Annotated in this window: 14 protein-coding genes; 4 read left to right on the forward strand and 10 right to left on the reverse strand. The window is 68.5% G+C overall.

Annotated elements, in window-relative coordinates; genetic code table 11:
• Positions 1-279: 279 nt before the first annotated feature.
• From DFLDMN_RS13145 to DFLDMN_RS13180, 8 genes are all read right to left on the reverse strand, one after another.
• Complete coding sequence (locus tag DFLDMN_RS13145) at positions 280-1,587, reverse strand: nitrate- and nitrite sensing domain-containing protein (RefSeq protein ID WP_423195387.1); 1,308 nt, start codon at positions 1,585-1,587, stop codon at positions 280-282.
• A 107-nt stretch (positions 1,588-1,694) separates the two neighbouring features.
• Entirely contained in the window at positions 1,695-1,829 is a 135-nt protein-coding gene (locus DFLDMN_RS13150) for a hypothetical protein (protein WP_423195388.1), read from the reverse strand.
• A gap of 132 nt (positions 1,830-1,961) precedes the next feature.
• On the reverse strand, positions 1,962-2,762 hold the full coding sequence (locus tag DFLDMN_RS13155; RefSeq protein ID WP_423195389.1) for an IclR family transcriptional regulator: 801 nt from the start codon (positions 2,760-2,762) through the stop codon (positions 1,962-1,964).
• Positions 2,763-2,776: 14 nt separating this feature from the next.
• Positions 2,777-3,520, reverse strand: coding sequence for a sulfite exporter TauE/SafE family protein (locus DFLDMN_RS13160; protein ID WP_423195390.1), 744 nt, complete (start codon positions 3,518-3,520; stop codon positions 2,777-2,779).
• Positions 3,513-4,928, reverse strand: coding sequence for an amidase (locus DFLDMN_RS13165; RefSeq protein ID WP_423195391.1), 1,416 nt, complete (start codon positions 4,926-4,928; stop codon positions 3,513-3,515). The genes DFLDMN_RS13160 and DFLDMN_RS13165 overlap by 8 nt, the downstream gene beginning before the upstream one ends.
• 7 nt (positions 4,929-4,935) lie before the next feature.
• A complete protein-coding gene (locus DFLDMN_RS13170) occupies positions 4,936-5,754 on the reverse strand; it encodes an ABC transporter ATP-binding protein (RefSeq protein WP_423195392.1) in 819 nt (272 codons plus the stop codon).
• 4 nt (positions 5,755-5,758) lie between these two features.
• The gene (locus DFLDMN_RS13175) at positions 5,759-6,526 is read right to left on the reverse strand and encodes an ABC transporter permease (RefSeq protein ID WP_423195393.1); all 768 of its coding nucleotides are present in this window, start codon (positions 6,524-6,526) and stop codon (positions 5,759-5,761) included.
• 28 nt (positions 6,527-6,554) lie between these two features.
• Entirely contained in the window at positions 6,555-7,538 is a 984-nt protein-coding gene (locus DFLDMN_RS13180; RefSeq protein WP_423195394.1) for an ABC transporter substrate-binding protein, read from the reverse strand.
• A gap of 433 nt (positions 7,539-7,971) precedes the next feature.
• Here DFLDMN_RS13180 and DFLDMN_RS13185 point away from each other — a divergent pair, with 433 nt between their 5' ends.
• Entirely contained in the window at positions 7,972-9,360 is a 1,389-nt protein-coding gene (locus DFLDMN_RS13185) for an FAD-binding oxidoreductase (protein ID WP_423195395.1), read from the forward strand.
• A gap of 47 nt (positions 9,361-9,407) precedes the next feature.
• Entirely contained in the window at positions 9,408-9,815 is a 408-nt protein-coding gene (gene arfB, locus DFLDMN_RS13190) for an aminoacyl-tRNA hydrolase (protein WP_423198404.1), read from the forward strand.
• Between the two features lie 89 nt (positions 9,816-9,904).
• Here arfB and DFLDMN_RS13195 read toward each other — a convergent pair whose 3' ends face one another.
• Complete coding sequence (locus DFLDMN_RS13195; protein ID WP_423195396.1) at positions 9,905-10,828, reverse strand: alpha/beta hydrolase; 924 nt, start codon at positions 10,826-10,828, stop codon at positions 9,905-9,907.
• Between the two features lie 16 nt (positions 10,829-10,844).
• Positions 10,845-11,504 carry a TetR family transcriptional regulator gene (locus DFLDMN_RS13200; protein ID WP_423195397.1) on the reverse strand — a complete coding sequence of 220 codons (660 nt, stop codon included), beginning with the start codon at positions 11,502-11,504 and terminating at the stop codon, positions 10,845-10,847.
• 362 nt (positions 11,505-11,866) lie between these two features.
• Here DFLDMN_RS13200 and DFLDMN_RS13205 point away from each other — a divergent pair, with 362 nt between their 5' ends.
• Positions 11,867-15,109 carry a bifunctional cytochrome P450/NADPH--P450 reductase gene (locus DFLDMN_RS13205; protein WP_423195398.1) on the forward strand — a complete coding sequence of 1,081 codons (3,243 nt, stop codon included), beginning with the start codon at positions 11,867-11,869 and terminating at the stop codon, positions 15,107-15,109.
• A gap of 263 nt (positions 15,110-15,372) precedes the next feature.
• Positions 15,373-16,578: an MFS transporter gene (locus DFLDMN_RS13210; protein ID WP_423195399.1), complete on the forward strand. Its 1,206-nt coding sequence runs from the start codon at positions 15,373-15,375 to the stop codon at positions 16,576-16,578.
• Positions 16,579-16,602: the final 24 nt, after the last annotated feature.

Raw genomic sequence — 16,602 nt, forward strand, 5'->3', positions numbered from 1 at the left:
AAGGCGTCCGCCCGCGTCGGCACGAGGCCGACGTGGAACAGGACGCCGTTATCCTTGATGTCTGCTTGGGTATGGACTTGCCGCGGGGCAGCGCTCCGTCGTTGCCCCGTATCAGGCCGTCGTCAGCCCGATGCGCGAGGTGGACGCACGTTCCGTGCCCGCGCCCGGGTGATGCATTGCACAAGATTCATGGCGCTGCTGGTGCACGATGCGCCCGTGTTTGGTGCAGATTGGCTGCCGCGCGCGCAAAGCGGTGCGGGTCCAACGGGCCGATGCGGCTCAATCGTGCGGCGGCAGCCGCAGGCCCGATAGCGAGAGCGTGGCCTCGGCGATGTCGACTAGGCGGCGATTGTTGTCCATGGACGCCTTCTGCAACGTGCGGAACGCGGCCTCCTCGGTGATACCCATGCGTGCCATCAACGCGCGCTTGGCGCGTTCGATGATCTTGCGTTCGGCCAGACCGCGCCGTGCCGCATCGAGTTCGGCTTCCGTCTGGGCCAGACGGGCCGCCTGTCGCCGTAGCAGGTCTTCCAGCGATACCGCGCCGGAGGCCAGGTGCGCGGTTGCATCCGACCCATCCGATGCCTGCGGCATCCCGCGCAAGGTGGGCGCGGCACCCAGCGGCGCATCGGCGTCGAAGAAGCGCTCCACGGCGTGCGTGTGCGGCGGCGGGTTGTCGAGCAACTGGCGCAGCAGGCCCGCCGCGTCGTTGAGGTCGGCCTGGCATTTGCGCACCTGCTCGTCGCAAGCCTTGCGCAGCCCTTGCACCAGTTGTTTTTCGAACGCCCACATATCGGCGATGCGCGCGCTGCAGACCTGATACCAGGTCTCGCTGGTCTCGGTGTCGAGCGCGCCCTCCGCGGGTGTGGTGAGCAACGTGCGCCGCAGCTGTTCGAGGGTCGCGACGGTCGTGCTGCCTTGCCATTGTCGCCACGCCGGCAGCAATGCAGGGTCGGCAAAGCGCTCCAGCATCTGGAAGCTGTTCTGCTGGGCGTCGATCAGATGATGGATACGCTGCTGCAGCGCTTCCGTGGACTTGCCCGACGCAAACGCCTGCGCGCCCACCGCGCGCTCCTGTCCCGCGGCTTCCTTGCCTTGCACGAGGTACACAAAGGCGACCAGCGGGCGTGCGATGCCCGGATAAATCGCCACGTCCGCGAGGTGGAAGATCAGCTCCAGCAGCGCGGCGATGAGGCGGCTGAATGCGGCGACGACTTCATGCGCGGTGGCGGTGCCTTCACCGATGCGTTGGCGCAAGGCCGGCAGCGTGGCGAGGTCGAGCTGCACCCAGGCCATCAGCGAGACCATCGACGCGTTGCATTGGGATTCGGGCTCGGCCTGGTGTGCAATGCTTTCGCCGAGTTGCGCTTCGAGCCGGACGGCGTCGCGCATGGCCGCCAGCCGTTCCTCGCAGAGGCGCTGGCAACCGGACGAGAGAAAGAGGCTGCTGGCGCCGCGCTCGCGTTGCAGCGCGTGGATGGTCTGACCGATCAGGCTGGCCAGCTCGACGCGCGCGCCCATACGACCGACGGCCTCCATCTCGAGCTGTTTCGATCTGAGTACGAGTTGGGAGGCGGTGAGAGGCATTGCGCGGCGCTAAGGCATCGGATGCCCGGACATTGGCAATAAATGTGCCAGTGCCCGGGAACGAGTCCAGGGAGGCGGCTCGGTGGAGGCGGCTCAGTGAAGGCAGTTCAGGGACGCAGGAGGTCGAAGCCTGCCAGCGTCACGATGCCGCTCAGTGCGACGAAGGCCGAGGAATCGCCTCCGATCAGCAGAATGGCGGCGGCGACCCACGTGGTCAGGGTAAAGGCGATGGTGCGTTTCATGATGCGGCGGCGGCAGGCAGGCCCGGCGCATCGATGGAATGGGGGCTGGCCGGGCGAAAAGCCTTGTCAGTATAAACCCGTATGCGCAGCATTGCCGCGGTGCAGCATGCAGCGCTTGACCTGGCACTTGACCTAGCGCTTTGCGTCGCTTCGCACCGGAAACAGCACCTGTGCCACCTTGACCGCCGCAGCCTCCAGCAGCGGACGCCGCTCCAGCATTTCGGCCAGCGGCAGGCGCGCGGAAGGCGCATGCACGGCGAGTCCGGCCAGGACCCGCCCGGAGCTGTCGCGGACTGGCACGGCCATCGCGTTCAGGCCCAGCGAGTCTTCTTCCTGGTTGATCGCAAAGCCCTGGTTGCGGATCTCGGCCAGCGCGGCGTCCAGGCCAGACACGGTGACGAGCGTGTTGCGCGTGTATGCGGTCAGGTCGAGCTGTGGCAACAACTGGCGACGTTGCGCCTCCGACAGGTGAGCCAGCAGCAGCTTGCCGATGGCGGTGCAGTGCGACGGTACGCGGCTGCCGGGGCGCAACTGCACGCGCAGGGGCCAGTGGCATTCGACGCGATCGACGTAGAGCACCTGCTCGCCATCGAGCACGCCGATATTGCAGGTCTCGCCAATCTCGTCGACCAGCTCGGTCAGGATCTGGCGCGTGGCCAGCGACTGACGCGGTGCCGCCAGCGCGGCCGCGCCGATCTGGCGCAGGCGCGCGCCAAACACGTAGCGGTCGGCGCCGGTTTCGCGCGTGACCAGATCGAGCTCTTCCATCTGGCGCACCACGCGGTGCACGGTCTGCTTGGGCATGGCCGTCAGTTCGGCCAGATCGCTCAGGCTCAACGGTCGCACCTGGTCGGCGAGCACTTCGAGAATGCCCACCGCCTTTTCCAGCGCGGAGCCTGTGGTGCGCGCGCGTTCGTTGTCTTCGGTATCCATCGTCAGGGGAAAATCTATCGCCATAGCGGTACCAGCGTGAGCAGCGCCGATGCCATCAAGACCAGCAACACATAGCGCCGGAAACCGGCGGCACCGGCCAGCGCAAACAGCCGCTCGCCGGCAAGGTGGCCGAGGATCATGCCGACCGCGGCAATCGCGTAGTCGCCCAGGCTCATTACGTTGAAAGCGCCGTGCAGCCCCAGCGTCGTGACCGAGACCACGCCAAGAATCAGGAAGACCGACGTGGCGGTCAGGCGGATGACGCGCGGCTCCAGATTCGGCATGGCCATCAGGCCCGCCATCAGCGGCGGCCCGGAGACGCCCGCCATGCCCTGGGCCACGCCCGCGCAGACGCCCACCAGCGTGAGCCGCGCCGGCGTCATGGTGCGGATCAGGCGCCGGCCCACCATGATGATCGCGATCGACAGCAGCAGGATGCCGGCCAGCGCCAGGCGCATGGCCGTATCCGGCAGCCACTGCAACAGCGCCAGGCCGGGCAGCATGCCGACCAGGCCGCCCGCGCAGATGCGCCCGAGCAGACGCCAGTCGAGCAGGCGATAGCCGCCCGCGACGATCGGAATCGTGCTCAGGGTCTGGAACAGCACGGCAATCGCCACCGCCTGCGCCGGCGTCCATACCAGCGACAGCAGCGGCACCGCGACCAGCGAGAAGCCGAGGCCGGACACGGCGCGTACGAGCGTGCCCGAGAACACGATGGCGGTGGTCGCCGCGAGCGGCAGCAGGGCCGTGCTAGACATCGGCGGACCCGGCGACGAGGGCCTCGACCCGCGCGGCCATCTGCAGCAGGCCGGCATCCTCGCCAAGGCGGCCGATCAGCTGGAGCCCGACGGGCAGGCCCTCGGAGATGCCCACCGGCACGGTGACGGCTGGCAGGCCGGACAGCGTCCACAGGCGTTGCGGCGCGCGTGAACCCGTGCCTTCGCTCCGCAGCGGCGCGAGGCCGAGGGTGGCCGGGGCCAGTGCCACCTCGCCGGGCTGCAGCATCGCATCGAGCCTGGCCGTGAATTCGGCCTGTTGCGCCACGGCGGCGTCGAAGCGCGCGGCGCTCACCGCTTCGCCCCGCGCCACCATCTCCAGCAGGCGGTCCGACACCTTGCCTGGTGCGCCACGCAAGGTGGCGCCATGGCGCTGCGCGAGTTCGTAGGTGAGCAGCGTGTCGGTCAGCTCGGTTTCCGCGGCGGCGATATCGGCGTCGATCGCCAGCGGTTCCAGTGCGTAGCCGGCCCGGCGCAGTTGCTGGTAACACGCGTCAAGGGCGGTCGAGACCGCGGGTATCACCTCCTCGGTGAACCACGGCCGCAATACGCGCAGGCGCGGCGTGCCGGCGATGATGGCGACGCCGGCATCGTCTGCCAGCACGCGATCCGCGGCGATCACGTGTGCCACACTGGCCGCCAGCACCCCGGCGTGATCGAGCTGTTGCGACAGGCACAGCACGCCGTCCGTCGCATAGCGGCCGTAGCTCGGCTTGAAGCCCACCACGCCGCAGTACGCAGCAGGGCGAATGATGGACCCGATGGTCTGCGTGCCCAGCGCGAGCGGCACCAGCCCGGCGCCGACCGCCGCGGCCGAGCCGCTCGACGATGCGCCCGGCGAGCGCAGCGCATCGCGCGGATGCACCGTGGCCGCCATCGCGGCGAGCGCGTATTCGGTGGAGGCCGTGGTGCCCAGCGGTACCGCGCCGGCGTCGAGCAGGCGGCGTACCAGCGCGGCATCGGTGGTGGGACGCCGGCCGCTGTGCACGCGCGAGCCCCACGGGCACAGCCAGCCCGCGGCATCGAAGACTTCCTTGATGGCGACGGGCCAGCCATGCAGCGGTCCGCGTGCCGAGGCGGGCAAGGCATCGAGTTCGGTGGCGCGCGCCATCGCGCGCTGCGAATCGAGTTCGACGAACGCATGCAGCGTGCGCTCACGCTGGCGCGTGCGGACCAGCGCGGAGGCGATGCGGGCCTGGACGCCGTCGGCAGCATGGGCGGGCAGCAGGGCAGGCGGCGACGAGGCGGCGGCCGGCGAGGCGTCGGTAAGTGGCTCGGTAAGTGGCTCGGCTGACGGCTCGGCTGGTGACGCGATGAGCGGGTCGGGCCTTGCCTGCGCCAACGGTTCCGGTAGCGACGGTGAGGACGAGGGCGTAATGTGGGAATCCATATCGTTATCAGTCCGACACCATCGCGGGCGCGGTTCCGTACGTCTTGCGCAGCTCGTCGTCGAGCGCGGTCAGTATGGTGCTCTCCAGTTCGCGGAAACCCGGTGTGGCGAGGGTCCGCGGGTACGGCAAATCGACGCGCTGGTCCAGCTTGATACGCCCCGGCCGGCTGGTCATGACCACCACGCGCGTAGCCAGGAACAGTGCCTCCTGCACGGAGTGGGTAACGAGCAGCACGGTCTTGCGATGCTCGCGCCAGATCCTGAGCAGCTCCTGCTGCAGGAAGCCGCGCGTCAGCGCATCGAGCGCGCCGAACGGCTCGTCCATCAGGATCGTGCTCGGCTCGGTAGCAAACACCCGCGCCAGCGCCACGCGCTGCTTCATGCCGCCCGACAGCGCATCGGGCCGCGCATCGCCAAAATCCTTGAGGCCGACCAGCTCCAGGTAGCGGTTGGCCACGGCCTCCCGCTCCTTGCGCGGCATGCCCTTCTGGCGCAGGCCAAAGGCGATATTGTCGCGGATGTTGAGCCATGGGAACAGCGCGTATTGCTGGAACACCATGCCACGCCGCATGTCGGGCCGCACCACCTTGTCGCCGTCGACGAGCACGGAGCCCGCGCTCGGCGCCTCGAAGCCCGCCACGATATTGAGCAGCGTACTCTTGCCGCAGCCGGACGGCCCGATCAGCGCCACGAATTCGCCGGCGGCGATATCGAGCGAGACCGGGCGCAATGCTTCCACGGGTTCGCCCGTGCGCGTGTGATACAGCTTGGAAACGTGTTGGATGACCACGCCCTCGCGGGTCGTGGCGGACACAGCGCGATCCATTGTCTTACTCCTTGTGGCCCAGCCGCTGGCCGAGCATGCGGAAGCCCGCGTCGATCAGGATGCCGAGCAGCGCGATGATCACCATGCCGGCCAGCACCTGGTCGGAACGCAGAATCTCCATGCCGTTGGCAATGAGGTAGCCGAGGCCCTTGTTGGCGGCCACCAGTTCCGCGGCGATGATCGCGGCCCAGCCGATGCCGAACGAGATGCGCAGGCCCACCAGGATGGTCGGCATGGCGGCTGGCAGGATGACCTGCCAGAACAGGCGTGCATCCGAATTGCAGCCGAGCACGCGGCCGGCCCGCACCAGCACCGGGTCCACCGCCTTGACCCCGGACACCGTGTTGAGCAGGATCGGGAAGAACGTGGCGATAAAGATGATGAACACCTTGCCGGCCTCGCCGATGCCGAACCACAGGATCGCCATCGGGATCCACGCCAGCGGCGAGATCGGCCGGAACAGTTCCACCAGCGGTTCGACCACGCGCGCCAGCCGCGGGCGGGTGCCCTGCAGCAGGCCGAGCGGAATGGCCACGCACGCGGCCAGCACCCAGGCGGCCAGCACACGGCCCAGGCTCGCGCCGATATCGCGGAAGATGGTGCCCGATGCGAACAGCTCGTACAGCGTGCGTGCAGTCAGTTCCGGCGATGGCAACACCGCCGGGCTGGGATGGGTCAGGACCACCACGATTTCCCATACCAGCACCACCGCGATCATCGCGGCGAGGTAAGGGAACGCGCGGCTTGCCACGGCCCGGGAAAGCGAAGCCATCAGCCTCTCCTATGCGTTGCGGTGAAGATCAGGGCTTCTCGGCCGCCAGCGCCTGACGCGCGGGCTCCGGGGCCAGCTTGGGCTCGTCGCCTTCCTGGAGGATGCCGGCCTGCTTGAGGAACGATGCATAGACCTTCATGGTGTCCGCATCCGGCACGATGTCGGTCGAGTAGACCGAGATGCCTTCCTTGAGCGAGTACTCGATCACCTTGGGCGGAAAGCCGATTTCCTTGGCCCACATCTCCACGGCCTTATGCGGCTCCTTGTTGATCAGCTTGATGGCGCGGATCTGCGCCGCCATGATGTCGCGCACGAGATCGGGGTTGGCATCGATAAATGCGGTGCGCCCGTAGAAGCCATCGCCGACGTAATGGCCGGACTTGAGCGGCAGGATCTTCTCGGCCTTGAGCAGCACGCGCGTCTTGCCGCTGGCGAGCGCCATCGAGATATGCGGATCCCACGTAATGCCGGCATCCACGCTGCGCTGTTCCACCAGCGTGCCGACCTGCGAGCCGGAGGTCTTGAACAGTTGCACGTCGGCCGCCTTCAGGCCCGCTTTCTGCAGCGCCTTGAGCAGGAGCGGATATTGCTGCGAACCTTCGCCGGGGTAGGCGATGCGCTTGCCCTTGAGATCGGCAATGGTGCGGATCGGGGAGTCGGCCGGGACCACGATCGCGGTCTGCTCGAGAATCGTGATGCCCAGCAGCTTGGCCGGCAGGCGCGCCGAGGCGACCACGGCCGGGCCCATGCCGGCGGAGGCGAGGTCGAGGTTGCCAGCCGCCATGGCCTGGTTCTCGGGCGCGCCGTACGGGAAGCTGTGGAACGCGAACGTGACGTTGTACTTGGCTTCCAGCGGCGCCAGGTAACCGGCGGCCTTGGCGATATAGATGGGCTGGGTGGCGGGCTGCACACCGATATTGACGACTTGCGCGGCGCTCGCGGACAACGCGAACGCGGCCAGTGCCAGGCCCACGGCGGCCCGTGCGGGGCGGGTCAAGAGACGACTGAACATGCTGACTCCCGGCGCACTGGCCGTCGGGGCTGTGCGCGATGATGGATCGGATTTTCAATTTTCGGGACGAATTGTCTCGAAAATTTGCTTCCCAATACGCAAGAGTCGGGCCAGCGTGAAACCGTGCGCAAATGGCCACGTTGGCCGTCTGGCGTGCGCCATTTGCGGGACGAATGGGCATGGGCGAGAGCGCGCGATGATGAACCATGGTGCGGCGCCCCGCTTTGGGGCGCCGCGCGCACGGTTGTGGTATCGGTCGCGGGGGTCCCGCATGTCGCGTCCGGGCCACCTCAGGTCTGCAACCATTCTGACGAATCCGTCTCGACCGGTCGCGGTGCCGTGCGCACCGGCCAAGGCCTGGCAAGGGTTTGCGGGCGATGGCGCGCGCATTGCATGAGAGGCCTCCCGGGCTTTGCGAGGTGGGAGGTGTGCCATGCCGACGATACCTGCTGGACATCTGGACGCACTGCGGCAGTCGGTGCGCGGGCGTGTGCTGCTGCCGGCCGACGACGGCTACGAGCTGGCGCGCACGGTATGGAACGCCACGGTCGACCGCCGGCCGGCCCTTATCGTGCAATGCACGGGCACGACCGACGTCGTGCAGGCGATGGCCTTCGCGCGCGACCAGGGCTTGCCCCTCGCGGTTCGCGGCGGCGGCCACAATATCGCCGGCAGCGCCATCTGCAACGATGGCCTGGTGATCGACCTGTCGATGCTGCGCGGCGTGAATATCGACGAAGCCGAACAGACGGCCTGGGTCAGCCCCGGCGCCACGCTGGCCGACTTCGATCACGAAGCCCAGGGGAGCGGTCTGGCCACCCCGCTCGGCATCAACTCGACCACGGGAGTGGCCGGGCTGACGCTGGGCGGGGGCTTCGGCTGGCTCACGCGCAAGTACGGCATGACCGTCGACAACCTGCTCGGCGCCAAGGTAGTCACCGCGGATGGCCAGAAGCATTGGGCCAGTGCCACCAGCGAGCCCGACCTGTTCTGGGCGTTGCGCGGCGGCGGCGGCAACTTCGGCGTGGTGACGATGTTCCAGTTCAAGCTGCACAAGGTCGGCCCGCAGGTGCACGCGGGCCTGATCGTGTTTCCCGCGGCGCAGGCGCGCAGCGTGCTGCAGCAGTACGGCAAGTTCACGCAGGCCATGCCCGAGGACTTCAACGTCTGGGCAGTTCTGCGCAAGGCGCCGCCGCTGCCGTTCCTGCCCGCCTCGGCGCACGGCACCGATGTGGTGATCCTGGCCACGTTCCACCTGGGCGAGGCCGCCCAGGCCGAAGCCGACTTTGCGCCGCTGCGCGGATTCGGCCAGGCGATTGGCGAGCATTTCGGGCCGGTGCCGTACACGGCGTGGCAGCAGGCCTTCGATCCGCTGCTCGGCCCTGGCGCGCGTAACTACTGGAAGTCCCACAACTTCAGCCGGCTCGACGACGCGGCCATCGATGCCATGATCGATTTCGCGCTGCGGTTGCCTTCGCCGCTGGCCGACATCTTTCTTGGCCACGTGGGCGGGGTGGCCAATCGCGTGCCGCCCGATGCCACGGCATACCACCATCGCGACGCGCGTTTTGTCATGAACGTGCATGCGCGCTGGGAACGGGCCGACGAGGACGCCAGGTGCATCGCGTGGGCGCGCGATTTCTTCAAGTCGACCGCGCCGTACGCCAGCGGCGGGGTCTACGTGAACTTCCTCACCGAGGACGAGGCCACGCGCACCGGCGACGCCTACGGCAGCAACTATGCGCGCCTGGTCCAGATCAAGCGCCAGTACGATCCCGCCAACCTGTTCTGCACCAACCAGAACATCGCGCCGACGCCATAGTCGCCATCGTCACCCATGCTGCCATGCGCGTTGCTATCATCACGCGCATGGCCAGCGCAATCGTCATCCCTCACCACGAGTACGAAATTACCGCGATCCGCGCGCAAGGCGCGGGCGGGCAGAATATCAACAAGGTGTCCAACGCGGTACACCTGCGCTACGACGTGCGCGCGTCCTCGCTGCCGTCCGATCACCAGGCGCGCCTGCTCGCGCTGCACGACCATCGCATTACGCGCGATGGCGTGGTGGTGATCAAGGCGCAGCAGCATCGCAGCCTGGAAATGAATCGCGAAGAGGCCATCCGGCGCCTGCACGAACTGGTGCAGAGCGTGGCCGTGCCGCCGCGCGCCCGCCGTGCCACGCGGCCGACGCTGGCCTCGCGCAAGCGCCGGCTGGAGGGCAAGACCCAGCGTGGCCAGGTCAAGGCGCTGCGCGGCAAGGTGTTCGACACCTAGGGACGTGGCGCATCGTCGCGCCGCCCGCGCGGCGTTTGCGTTCCCAGGCCGCGCTCCGCTCTCAGTCCGCACCCGCTCAGCCCGACCGCTCAGCCCCCTTGCATCAGCGCCTGCCGCACAAAGGTGGCCGCTTCATCGAGCGCGCGGCGCGCTTCAGGCAGGAACGGGTGGTAGATCTGCCAGACATGCGGCACGCCCTTCCAGATACGCAGGTCCGCCTTGCCGCCCGCGGCCCGCACCCGTTCCGCCAGGCGCCGCGAGTCGTCGAGCAGCACCTCGCGATCGCTGGCCTGGATGAACAGCGGCGGTAGCGCGGCCATCTCGGCGGCGCTCGCGTACAGCGGCGACACCAGTGGATTGGTGGCGCTGATATCGCCCAGGTAGAAGCGCGCCGCGCGCGCGATGGATTCGCCGTGGAACATCACGTCGCTGCGATCGTTGGTGCGCAGCGTCTCGCCGGTGGCCGCGAGGTCGGTCCATGGCGAGAACAGCAGCCCGCCCGCCGGCAGCGGCAAGCCCTCGCGCTGCAATGCGATCAGCGTGGCCAGCGCGAGCCCCCCTCCGGCCGAGTCGCCGGCGATGACGACATGCCGCGATGACAGGCCCTTGGCCAGCAGCGCGCGATAGGCCAGCACGGCATCGTCGAGCGCCGCCGGATGCGGATGCTCGGGCGCGAGCCGGTAGTCGAGCGAAAACACCGGCATGCGAGCCTTCGCCGCGAGTGCCAGGGTCAGCGGCCGATGTGTCTGCGGCGAGCAGAAGTAGTAGCCGCCACCATGCAGGTAGAACAGCGTGGGCTCGTCCGCGATCGCGTAGCCGTCGCGGCGCGTCCATTCGCCCGGCAGGTCGGGCGCGGTCGAGGCCTCGATGCGCCAGCCCGCCGGCACGCGCGCGTTGTGGCCAAACTGGCTCATGGCCCGGCGCGTCGCCGCGATATCGATCGATTCAGGCGGCGGCCCCGGCTTCAGTCTTTTGCGGAGTCCAAACGACAGCAGCAGGTTCTGCAGGCTCATGGGTGCACTCCATGCTTTACGAAAGCTTTCTCGCTCCTGGCGTGGGCCGCGCCGTTGCGGCCAGCGCCCCGGGCGACGCTGCGCCGGCGCTGGCGCCAACCAGCAGCCAGCGGATCAGCTGCGTGGACTGCTGCATCAGGCGGCGGCGTCCGGCGACATCGGCTTCGAGGTAATCGGCGGAGGTGTGGAACAGGTAATCCACCACATAGCGGCTGAAATCGTCGAGCGCGGCGCGTGGCAGGGCGGGACAGAGGTCGAGGCGCTCGATGTCCTCGGCCATCTCCGTGGCGATGGCACTCAGTAGGGCACGCACGGCCGCGCGCAGGGCCGTCTGCGGACCGGTGATGCCGCACACGCCCATCACGAAGGCGTCGGCATGCGCGCGCGCATATGCGAAAAACGCCTCGCACGCGCGCGTGGCCACCTCCTGCGGATTGTCGCGCGCCGCGGCCCAGCGCACCGCACGCAGCATCGGTCGCAGTTCGTCGCTGACCTCGGCGAGCGCGGTGATCGCAAGGTCCTCCATATCGCGGAAATGGCGATAGAAGGTATTCGGGTTGAGCCCGGCCTCGCGCGCCAGTTCGCGCAGGCCCAGCGCGGCAAAGCTGCGCCGCGCGGCTGCCAGCCGCAGGGCCGCATCGATCAGCCGGCGCTTGCCGTCGGCAATGTCTTCCATATCTGGTGGATACGCTATGGGTGGCTCGCTATGGGCGGCATTAAGGGTGGCCCGTTAAGGGTGGCGCATTAAGGGTGGCGCATTAAGGGTGGCCCATTAAGGGTGGCCCATTAAGGGTGGCGCATTAAGCGTGGCCTGGGCATGGGCAGGTGGCCCGGCTTTGCCGCGCACCGCGCCGGTTTGCCCATTCGAACGATCATTCGGTGCATATCGGTCGACTTGGTACGTCACAGGCGTTGACTTTGCCCGCAAAGTAGACGATTGTCTACTGGTGCTTCTGCGCGGCGCCTGCTTGCCTTCCCGTGGGGTGCGTGCCCGTATCGCGCATACGCCCGTTCGCATCCGTCTGGCCCGATTCCGACATGACCGCACGTTCGACCGCTGACTCGCCCGCCCGCACCGCCGCCATCGCTACCACCACCGCGCAACTCGAGCCCATCCCGCGCGACCCCGGCCTGCCGATCGTCGGTAACCTGCTGCAGATCACGCCCGGTGCGGTGGGCCAGCACCTGCTCGCGCGCAGCCGCCATCACGACGGCATCTTCGAGCTCGACTTTGCGGGCCGGCGTGTGCCGTTCGTCAGCTCGGTGGCACTTGCGGCCGAACTGTGCGATGGCCAGCGCTTTCGCAAATTCATCGGACCGCCGCTGTCCTACCTGCGCGATATGGCCGGCGATGGGCTGTTTACCGCGCACAGCGACGAACCCAACTGGGGCTGCGCGCACCGCATCCTGATGCCCGCGTTCAGCCAGCGCGCGATGAAGGGCTACTTCGATGTGATGCTGCGCGTCGCCAATCGCCTGGTCGACAAGTGGCATCGCGCGGGTCCCGATGCGGACATCGCCGTGGCCGACGACATGACGCGCCTGACGCTCGACACCATTGCGCTGTCCGGCTTTGGCTACGACTTCGATTCGTTCGCGAGCGAGCGGCTCGACCCATTTATTGTGGCGATGGCCGGCGCCCTCGGCGAAGCCATGAGCAAGCTCACGCGCATGCGCATCCAGGACCGCTGGTTCGCGGGCGCGGCGCACCGGCAGTTTGCGGCCGACATCGACTATATGCGCAACGTGGTCGACGACGTCATCCGCCAGCGGCGCGCCGCGCCCACGCCGGGTTCGGACCTGCTGAACCTGATGCTGGACGCGCGCGACCCGGAAACCGATGCGCGCCTCGACGATGCCAATATCCGCAACCAGGTCATCACGTTCCTGATCGCGGGCCATGAAACCACCAGCGGCCTGCTGACCTTCGCGCTGTACGAGCTGCTGCGCCACCCGGGCGTGCTGGCGCAGGCGTATGCGGAAGTCGATGCGGTCTTGCCGGGCGACACGCAGCCGGTCTATGCGGACCTCGCGCGCCTGCCCGTGCTTGAGCGCGTGCTCAAGGAAACGCTGCGCCTGTGGCCCACCGCACCGGCCTTTGCGATCGCGCCCTACGAAGACACCGTGATCGGCGGCCGCTATTTCCTGCCGAAGGACCGGCGTGTCTCCATCGTGCTGACGGCGCTGCATCGCGACCCCAAGGTGTGGGCCCATCCCGAGCGCTTCGATATCGACCGCTTCCTGCCCGAGAACGAGGCCCGGCTGCCGGCGCATGCGTATATGCCGTTCGGCAGTGGCGAGCGCGCCTGCATCGGGCGCCAGTTCGCGCTGACCGAAGCCAAGCTGGCACTGGCGTTGATGCTGCGCAATTTCGCCTTCAGCGATCCGTACGACTATCAGTTCCGGCTCAAGGAAACGCTGACCATCAAGCCCGACAACTTCGTGCTGCGCGCGCGCCGGCGGCGGCCCCACGAGCGCCTCGCGAGCGCGCCGGCGGCACCCGTCGAGCATGCCGCGGGTGCCACCGCACGCGTGCGCGGCCATGGCCAGGCGCTCACCGTGCTGTGTGCATCGAGCCTGGGCACCGCGCGTGAGCTGGCCGAGCAGATTCATGCCGGCGCGGTGGCGGCGGGCTTCGATGCGACCCTCGGCGATCTCGATACGCTGGTCGATGCGCTGCCGTCGCAAGGCCTCGCCGTCATCGTCGCATCCACCTACAACGGCCGCGCACCGGACTCCGGACGACGCTTCGAGGCGATGCTCGATGGCGAGCGCGCGTCCGGCTATCGCGCCGATGGCCTCAAGCTCGCGCTGCTTGGCTGCGGCAATTCGCAATGGTCCACTTATCAGGCGTTTCCACGCCGCGTGTTCGATTTCTTCGTCGCCGCCGGTGCCACGCCATTGCTCGCGCGTGGCGAGGCCGATGGCAATGGCGACTTCGACCACGCTGCCGAGCAGTGGCTCGCGCAACTGTGGCAGGCGCTGCAGGCCGATAGCGGCGTCACGCCGGCAGGGCTCGGCATCGAGGTGGATATGCGTAGCGTGGCGGCGATTCGCGCCCATACGCTGCCGGCCGGCACACAGGCCTGTACGGTGCTCGCCAACGAGGAGCTGGTGCAGGACCCGGCCGGGCTGTGGGATTTCGCGCGGGAGGCGCCGCGCACGTCGACGCGCCATATCCGCCTGCAGTTACCGGCGGGCACCACCTACGTGGCCGGCGATCATGTCGCCGTATGGCCACGGAACGCGCCCGCGCTGGTGACGGCGCTGTGCGAACGGCTCGACCTCGACCCGATGGCGATGGTCACGCTGTCCGCGCCGCAGGGCACGGCACGCGGGCTGCCGCTGGGCGAAGCGTTGCCGCTGGGCCAGTTGCTGACCCACTTTATCGAACTGCAGGACGTGGTCTCGCGCCAGACGCTGCGCGCGCTGCTGCAGGCCACGCGGTGCCCGGTCACGCGTCAGGCGCTCGAGCGCCTGGCTTCCGACGATCCCGGGCACGGCTACGCCGCGCAGGTCGCCGCGCGCCGGCTGGGGTTGCTCGATGTCCTGAGCGCGTACCCGGCCATCGAACTCACGCTGCCGGGCTTGCTTGCGTGCACGGTGCCGATGCGCCCGCGTCTCTATTCGATCGCGTCGTCGCCGCGCGTGTCGCCAGATGTGGTGACGCTGCTGGTCGGCACGGTGTGGGCGCCGGCGCTGTCCGGCCGCGGCCAGTTTCGCGGCGTGGCCTCGACCTGGCTGCAGGGGCTGGCACCGGGCGCGCAGATCGCGGCCTCGATCCGCACGCCCAATCCGCCTTTCGCGCCCGAGCCGGACCCCACGGTGCCGATGATCCTGATCGGGCCCGGCACCGGCGTGGCGCCGTTTCGCGGCTTTATCGAGGAGCGCGCCGCGCAGCAGGCGGCCGGCACCGCCGTGGCCACCAGCCAGCTGTACTACGGCTGCCGTCATCCGCGTCACGACTGGCTCTATCGCGACGACTTCGAACAGTGGGCGCGCGACGGCGTGGTGGAGATCCATGCCGCCCATTCGGTCGTCGATGGCGCGCCACGCTATGTGCAGGACCTGTTGTGGGCGCGACGCACCGATGTCTGGGCGCGACTGCAGGCCGGCGCCACGGTGTACGTCTGTGGCGACGGCCGGCGCATGGCACCCGCCGTCCGGCAGACCCTGATCGAGATTGCCGCGGCGGAAGGCGGCATGGAGGCGGCAGCCGCGTCCGACTGGCTCGCCGCCATGGTTGCGCAGGGCCGCTATCGGCAGGACGTTTTCAACTGAGCATCGCCGATCATCATGCGGGCGGCGAACCATGGGGCCTGGAATCGCGGGCTCGGGATCCGGCACCGCCAGATCACCGACTTCGCGGCTGACAGCATGGCCGACTTGGCGGCCGGCCCCCCACGCAACTGACTCGCACCCGACCACGCGCCTGACCAGTCCCGAGCAGGCACTTGGCAGAAATCCGCTGAACCTTGTCCGCTGCACCGCACGCGCGCGCCGTACGCTGAACCCCATCCTCCCCGTTCATTCCGGAGACTCCGATGGCTGTTGCCGCAATCCGGCAGGCGCGCGTGCTCGCGCTGTGCCAGGCGCTCTATACCGCTGCAATCTCGGTCGACCTCACGCTGACCGGCCTGGTCGGCTACACGCTGGCGCCAGACAAGGCGCTGGCGACCTTGCCCTTCGCGCTGATTACCGTGGCATCGGCACTGACCGCGATTGCGGCCGCCTTCCTGATCGACCGGCTCGGCCGTCGCGCCGCCTTTGTGCTGGGCGGGCTGGCCTGCACCGCCGGCGGGCTGGTATCGGTGTGGGCGATCTACCACCATGACTTCGTCGCGTTCTGCGCCGGGACCGCGCTGGTGGGCGTATTCCAGGCGTTCGCGCGTTTCTATCGGCTCGCCGCCGCGGATACGGCGGCGCCGGCAGACAAGCCGCGCGCCATCTCGGCGGTATTGACCGGTGGCGTGATCGCGGCGGTGTGCGGGCCCGCCATTGCCGCGTGGAGCGCCGACCTGATGCAGCCGCTGCCATTTGCGGGCTCCTATGGCGTGGTGGCCGTGTTCGGCCTGCTCACCGTGCTGCTGCTTGCCCTTGCGTACCGCGAGCCGCCTGCCGCGGCGACGGGTGCGGTCGACGATGGCCTGCCGGCGCGCCCGCTGGTGCAGATCGCGCGCCAGCCGATCTTCCTCGCCGCCTTTGCCAACAATGGCATCGGCAATGCCGTGATGATGTTCGTGATGACCGCCACCCCAATCGCCGCGGTGGCGTGCCATCACAGCATCGGCCAGGGCGCGCAGATCATCGAGTGGCACCTGGTGGGCATGTATGCGCCGTCGTTCTTCTCGGGCTGGCTGCTGCAGCGCTTCGGCAACCCCGTGATGCTGATGGCGGGTATCGCACTGTCGGCGCTCGCTTCCGTGATCGCGCTGTGCTCGACGAGTCTGTCTGCGTTCTTCGTGGCCCTGTTATGTCTCGGCGTGGGGTGGAATTTCATGTTCGTCGGCGGCACGACCCTGCTCGCCGGCAGCTATCGCAGCGTCGAGCGCGCCCGCACGCAGGCCGCCAGCGAATTCTCCACGGCGGTGCTGACGGCGCTGGCCACGCTCGCCGCCGGCCAGGTACTCGCGCATTGGGGCTGGACCGGGGTGAACCTTGCCGCGCTGCCGTTGCTGGCCATCGCGCTGCTGTTCACCCTGGGCTGGATGCAGCGCGAACGGACCGCACCCGCGCCGGCGCGCGTATGATCGTCGGCGAGCGCTCCCCTTGCC

Source organism: Cupriavidus sp. H19C3 (genome assembly GCF_049393815.1).
In the GTDB taxonomy this organism is placed as follows: domain Bacteria; phylum Pseudomonadota; class Gammaproteobacteria; order Burkholderiales; family Burkholderiaceae; genus Cupriavidus.

What these genes read in the sequence shown, in the direction of transcription:
- DFLDMN_RS13170 (WP_423195392.1), bottom strand. Translation starts at nt 5,754, where the DNA reads ATGGATCGCGCTGTGTCCGCCACGACCCGCGAGGGCGTGGTCATCCAA.
- DFLDMN_RS13145 (WP_423195387.1), bottom strand. Translation starts at nt 1,587, where the DNA reads ATGCCTCTCACCGCCTCCCAACTCGTACTCAGATCGAAACAGCTCGAG.
- arfB (WP_423198404.1), top strand. Translation starts at nt 9,408, where the DNA reads ATGGCCAGCGCAATCGTCATCCCTCACCACGAGTACGAAATTACCGCG.
- DFLDMN_RS13195 (WP_423195396.1), bottom strand. Translation starts at nt 10,828, where the DNA reads ATGAGCCTGCAGAACCTGCTGCTGTCGTTTGGACTCCGCAAAAGACTG.
- DFLDMN_RS13200 (WP_423195397.1), bottom strand. Translation starts at nt 11,504, where the DNA reads ATGGAAGACATTGCCGACGGCAAGCGCCGGCTGATCGATGCGGCCCTG.
- DFLDMN_RS13155 (WP_423195389.1), bottom strand. Translation starts at nt 2,762, where the DNA reads ATGGATACCGAAGACAACGAACGCGCGCGCACCACAGGCTCCGCGCTG.
- DFLDMN_RS13150 (WP_423195388.1), bottom strand. Translation starts at nt 1,829, where the DNA reads ATGAAACGCACCATCGCCTTTACCCTGACCACGTGGGTCGCCGCCGCC.
- DFLDMN_RS13175 (WP_423195393.1), bottom strand. Translation starts at nt 6,526, where the DNA reads ATGGCTTCGCTTTCCCGGGCCGTGGCAAGCCGCGCGTTCCCTTACCTC.
- DFLDMN_RS13165 (WP_423195391.1), bottom strand. Translation starts at nt 4,928, where the DNA reads ATGGATTCCCACATTACGCCCTCGTCCTCACCGTCGCTACCGGAACCG.
- DFLDMN_RS13210 (WP_423195399.1), top strand. Translation starts at nt 15,373, where the DNA reads ATGGCTGTTGCCGCAATCCGGCAGGCGCGCGTGCTCGCGCTGTGCCAG.
- DFLDMN_RS13185 (WP_423195395.1), top strand. Translation starts at nt 7,972, where the DNA reads ATGCCGACGATACCTGCTGGACATCTGGACGCACTGCGGCAGTCGGTG.
- DFLDMN_RS13180 (WP_423195394.1), bottom strand. Translation starts at nt 7,538, where the DNA reads ATGTTCAGTCGTCTCTTGACCCGCCCCGCACGGGCCGCCGTGGGCCTG.
- DFLDMN_RS13205 (WP_423195398.1), top strand. Translation starts at nt 11,867, where the DNA reads ATGACCGCACGTTCGACCGCTGACTCGCCCGCCCGCACCGCCGCCATC.
- DFLDMN_RS13160 (WP_423195390.1), bottom strand. Translation starts at nt 3,520, where the DNA reads ATGTCTAGCACGGCCCTGCTGCCGCTCGCGGCGACCACCGCCATCGTG.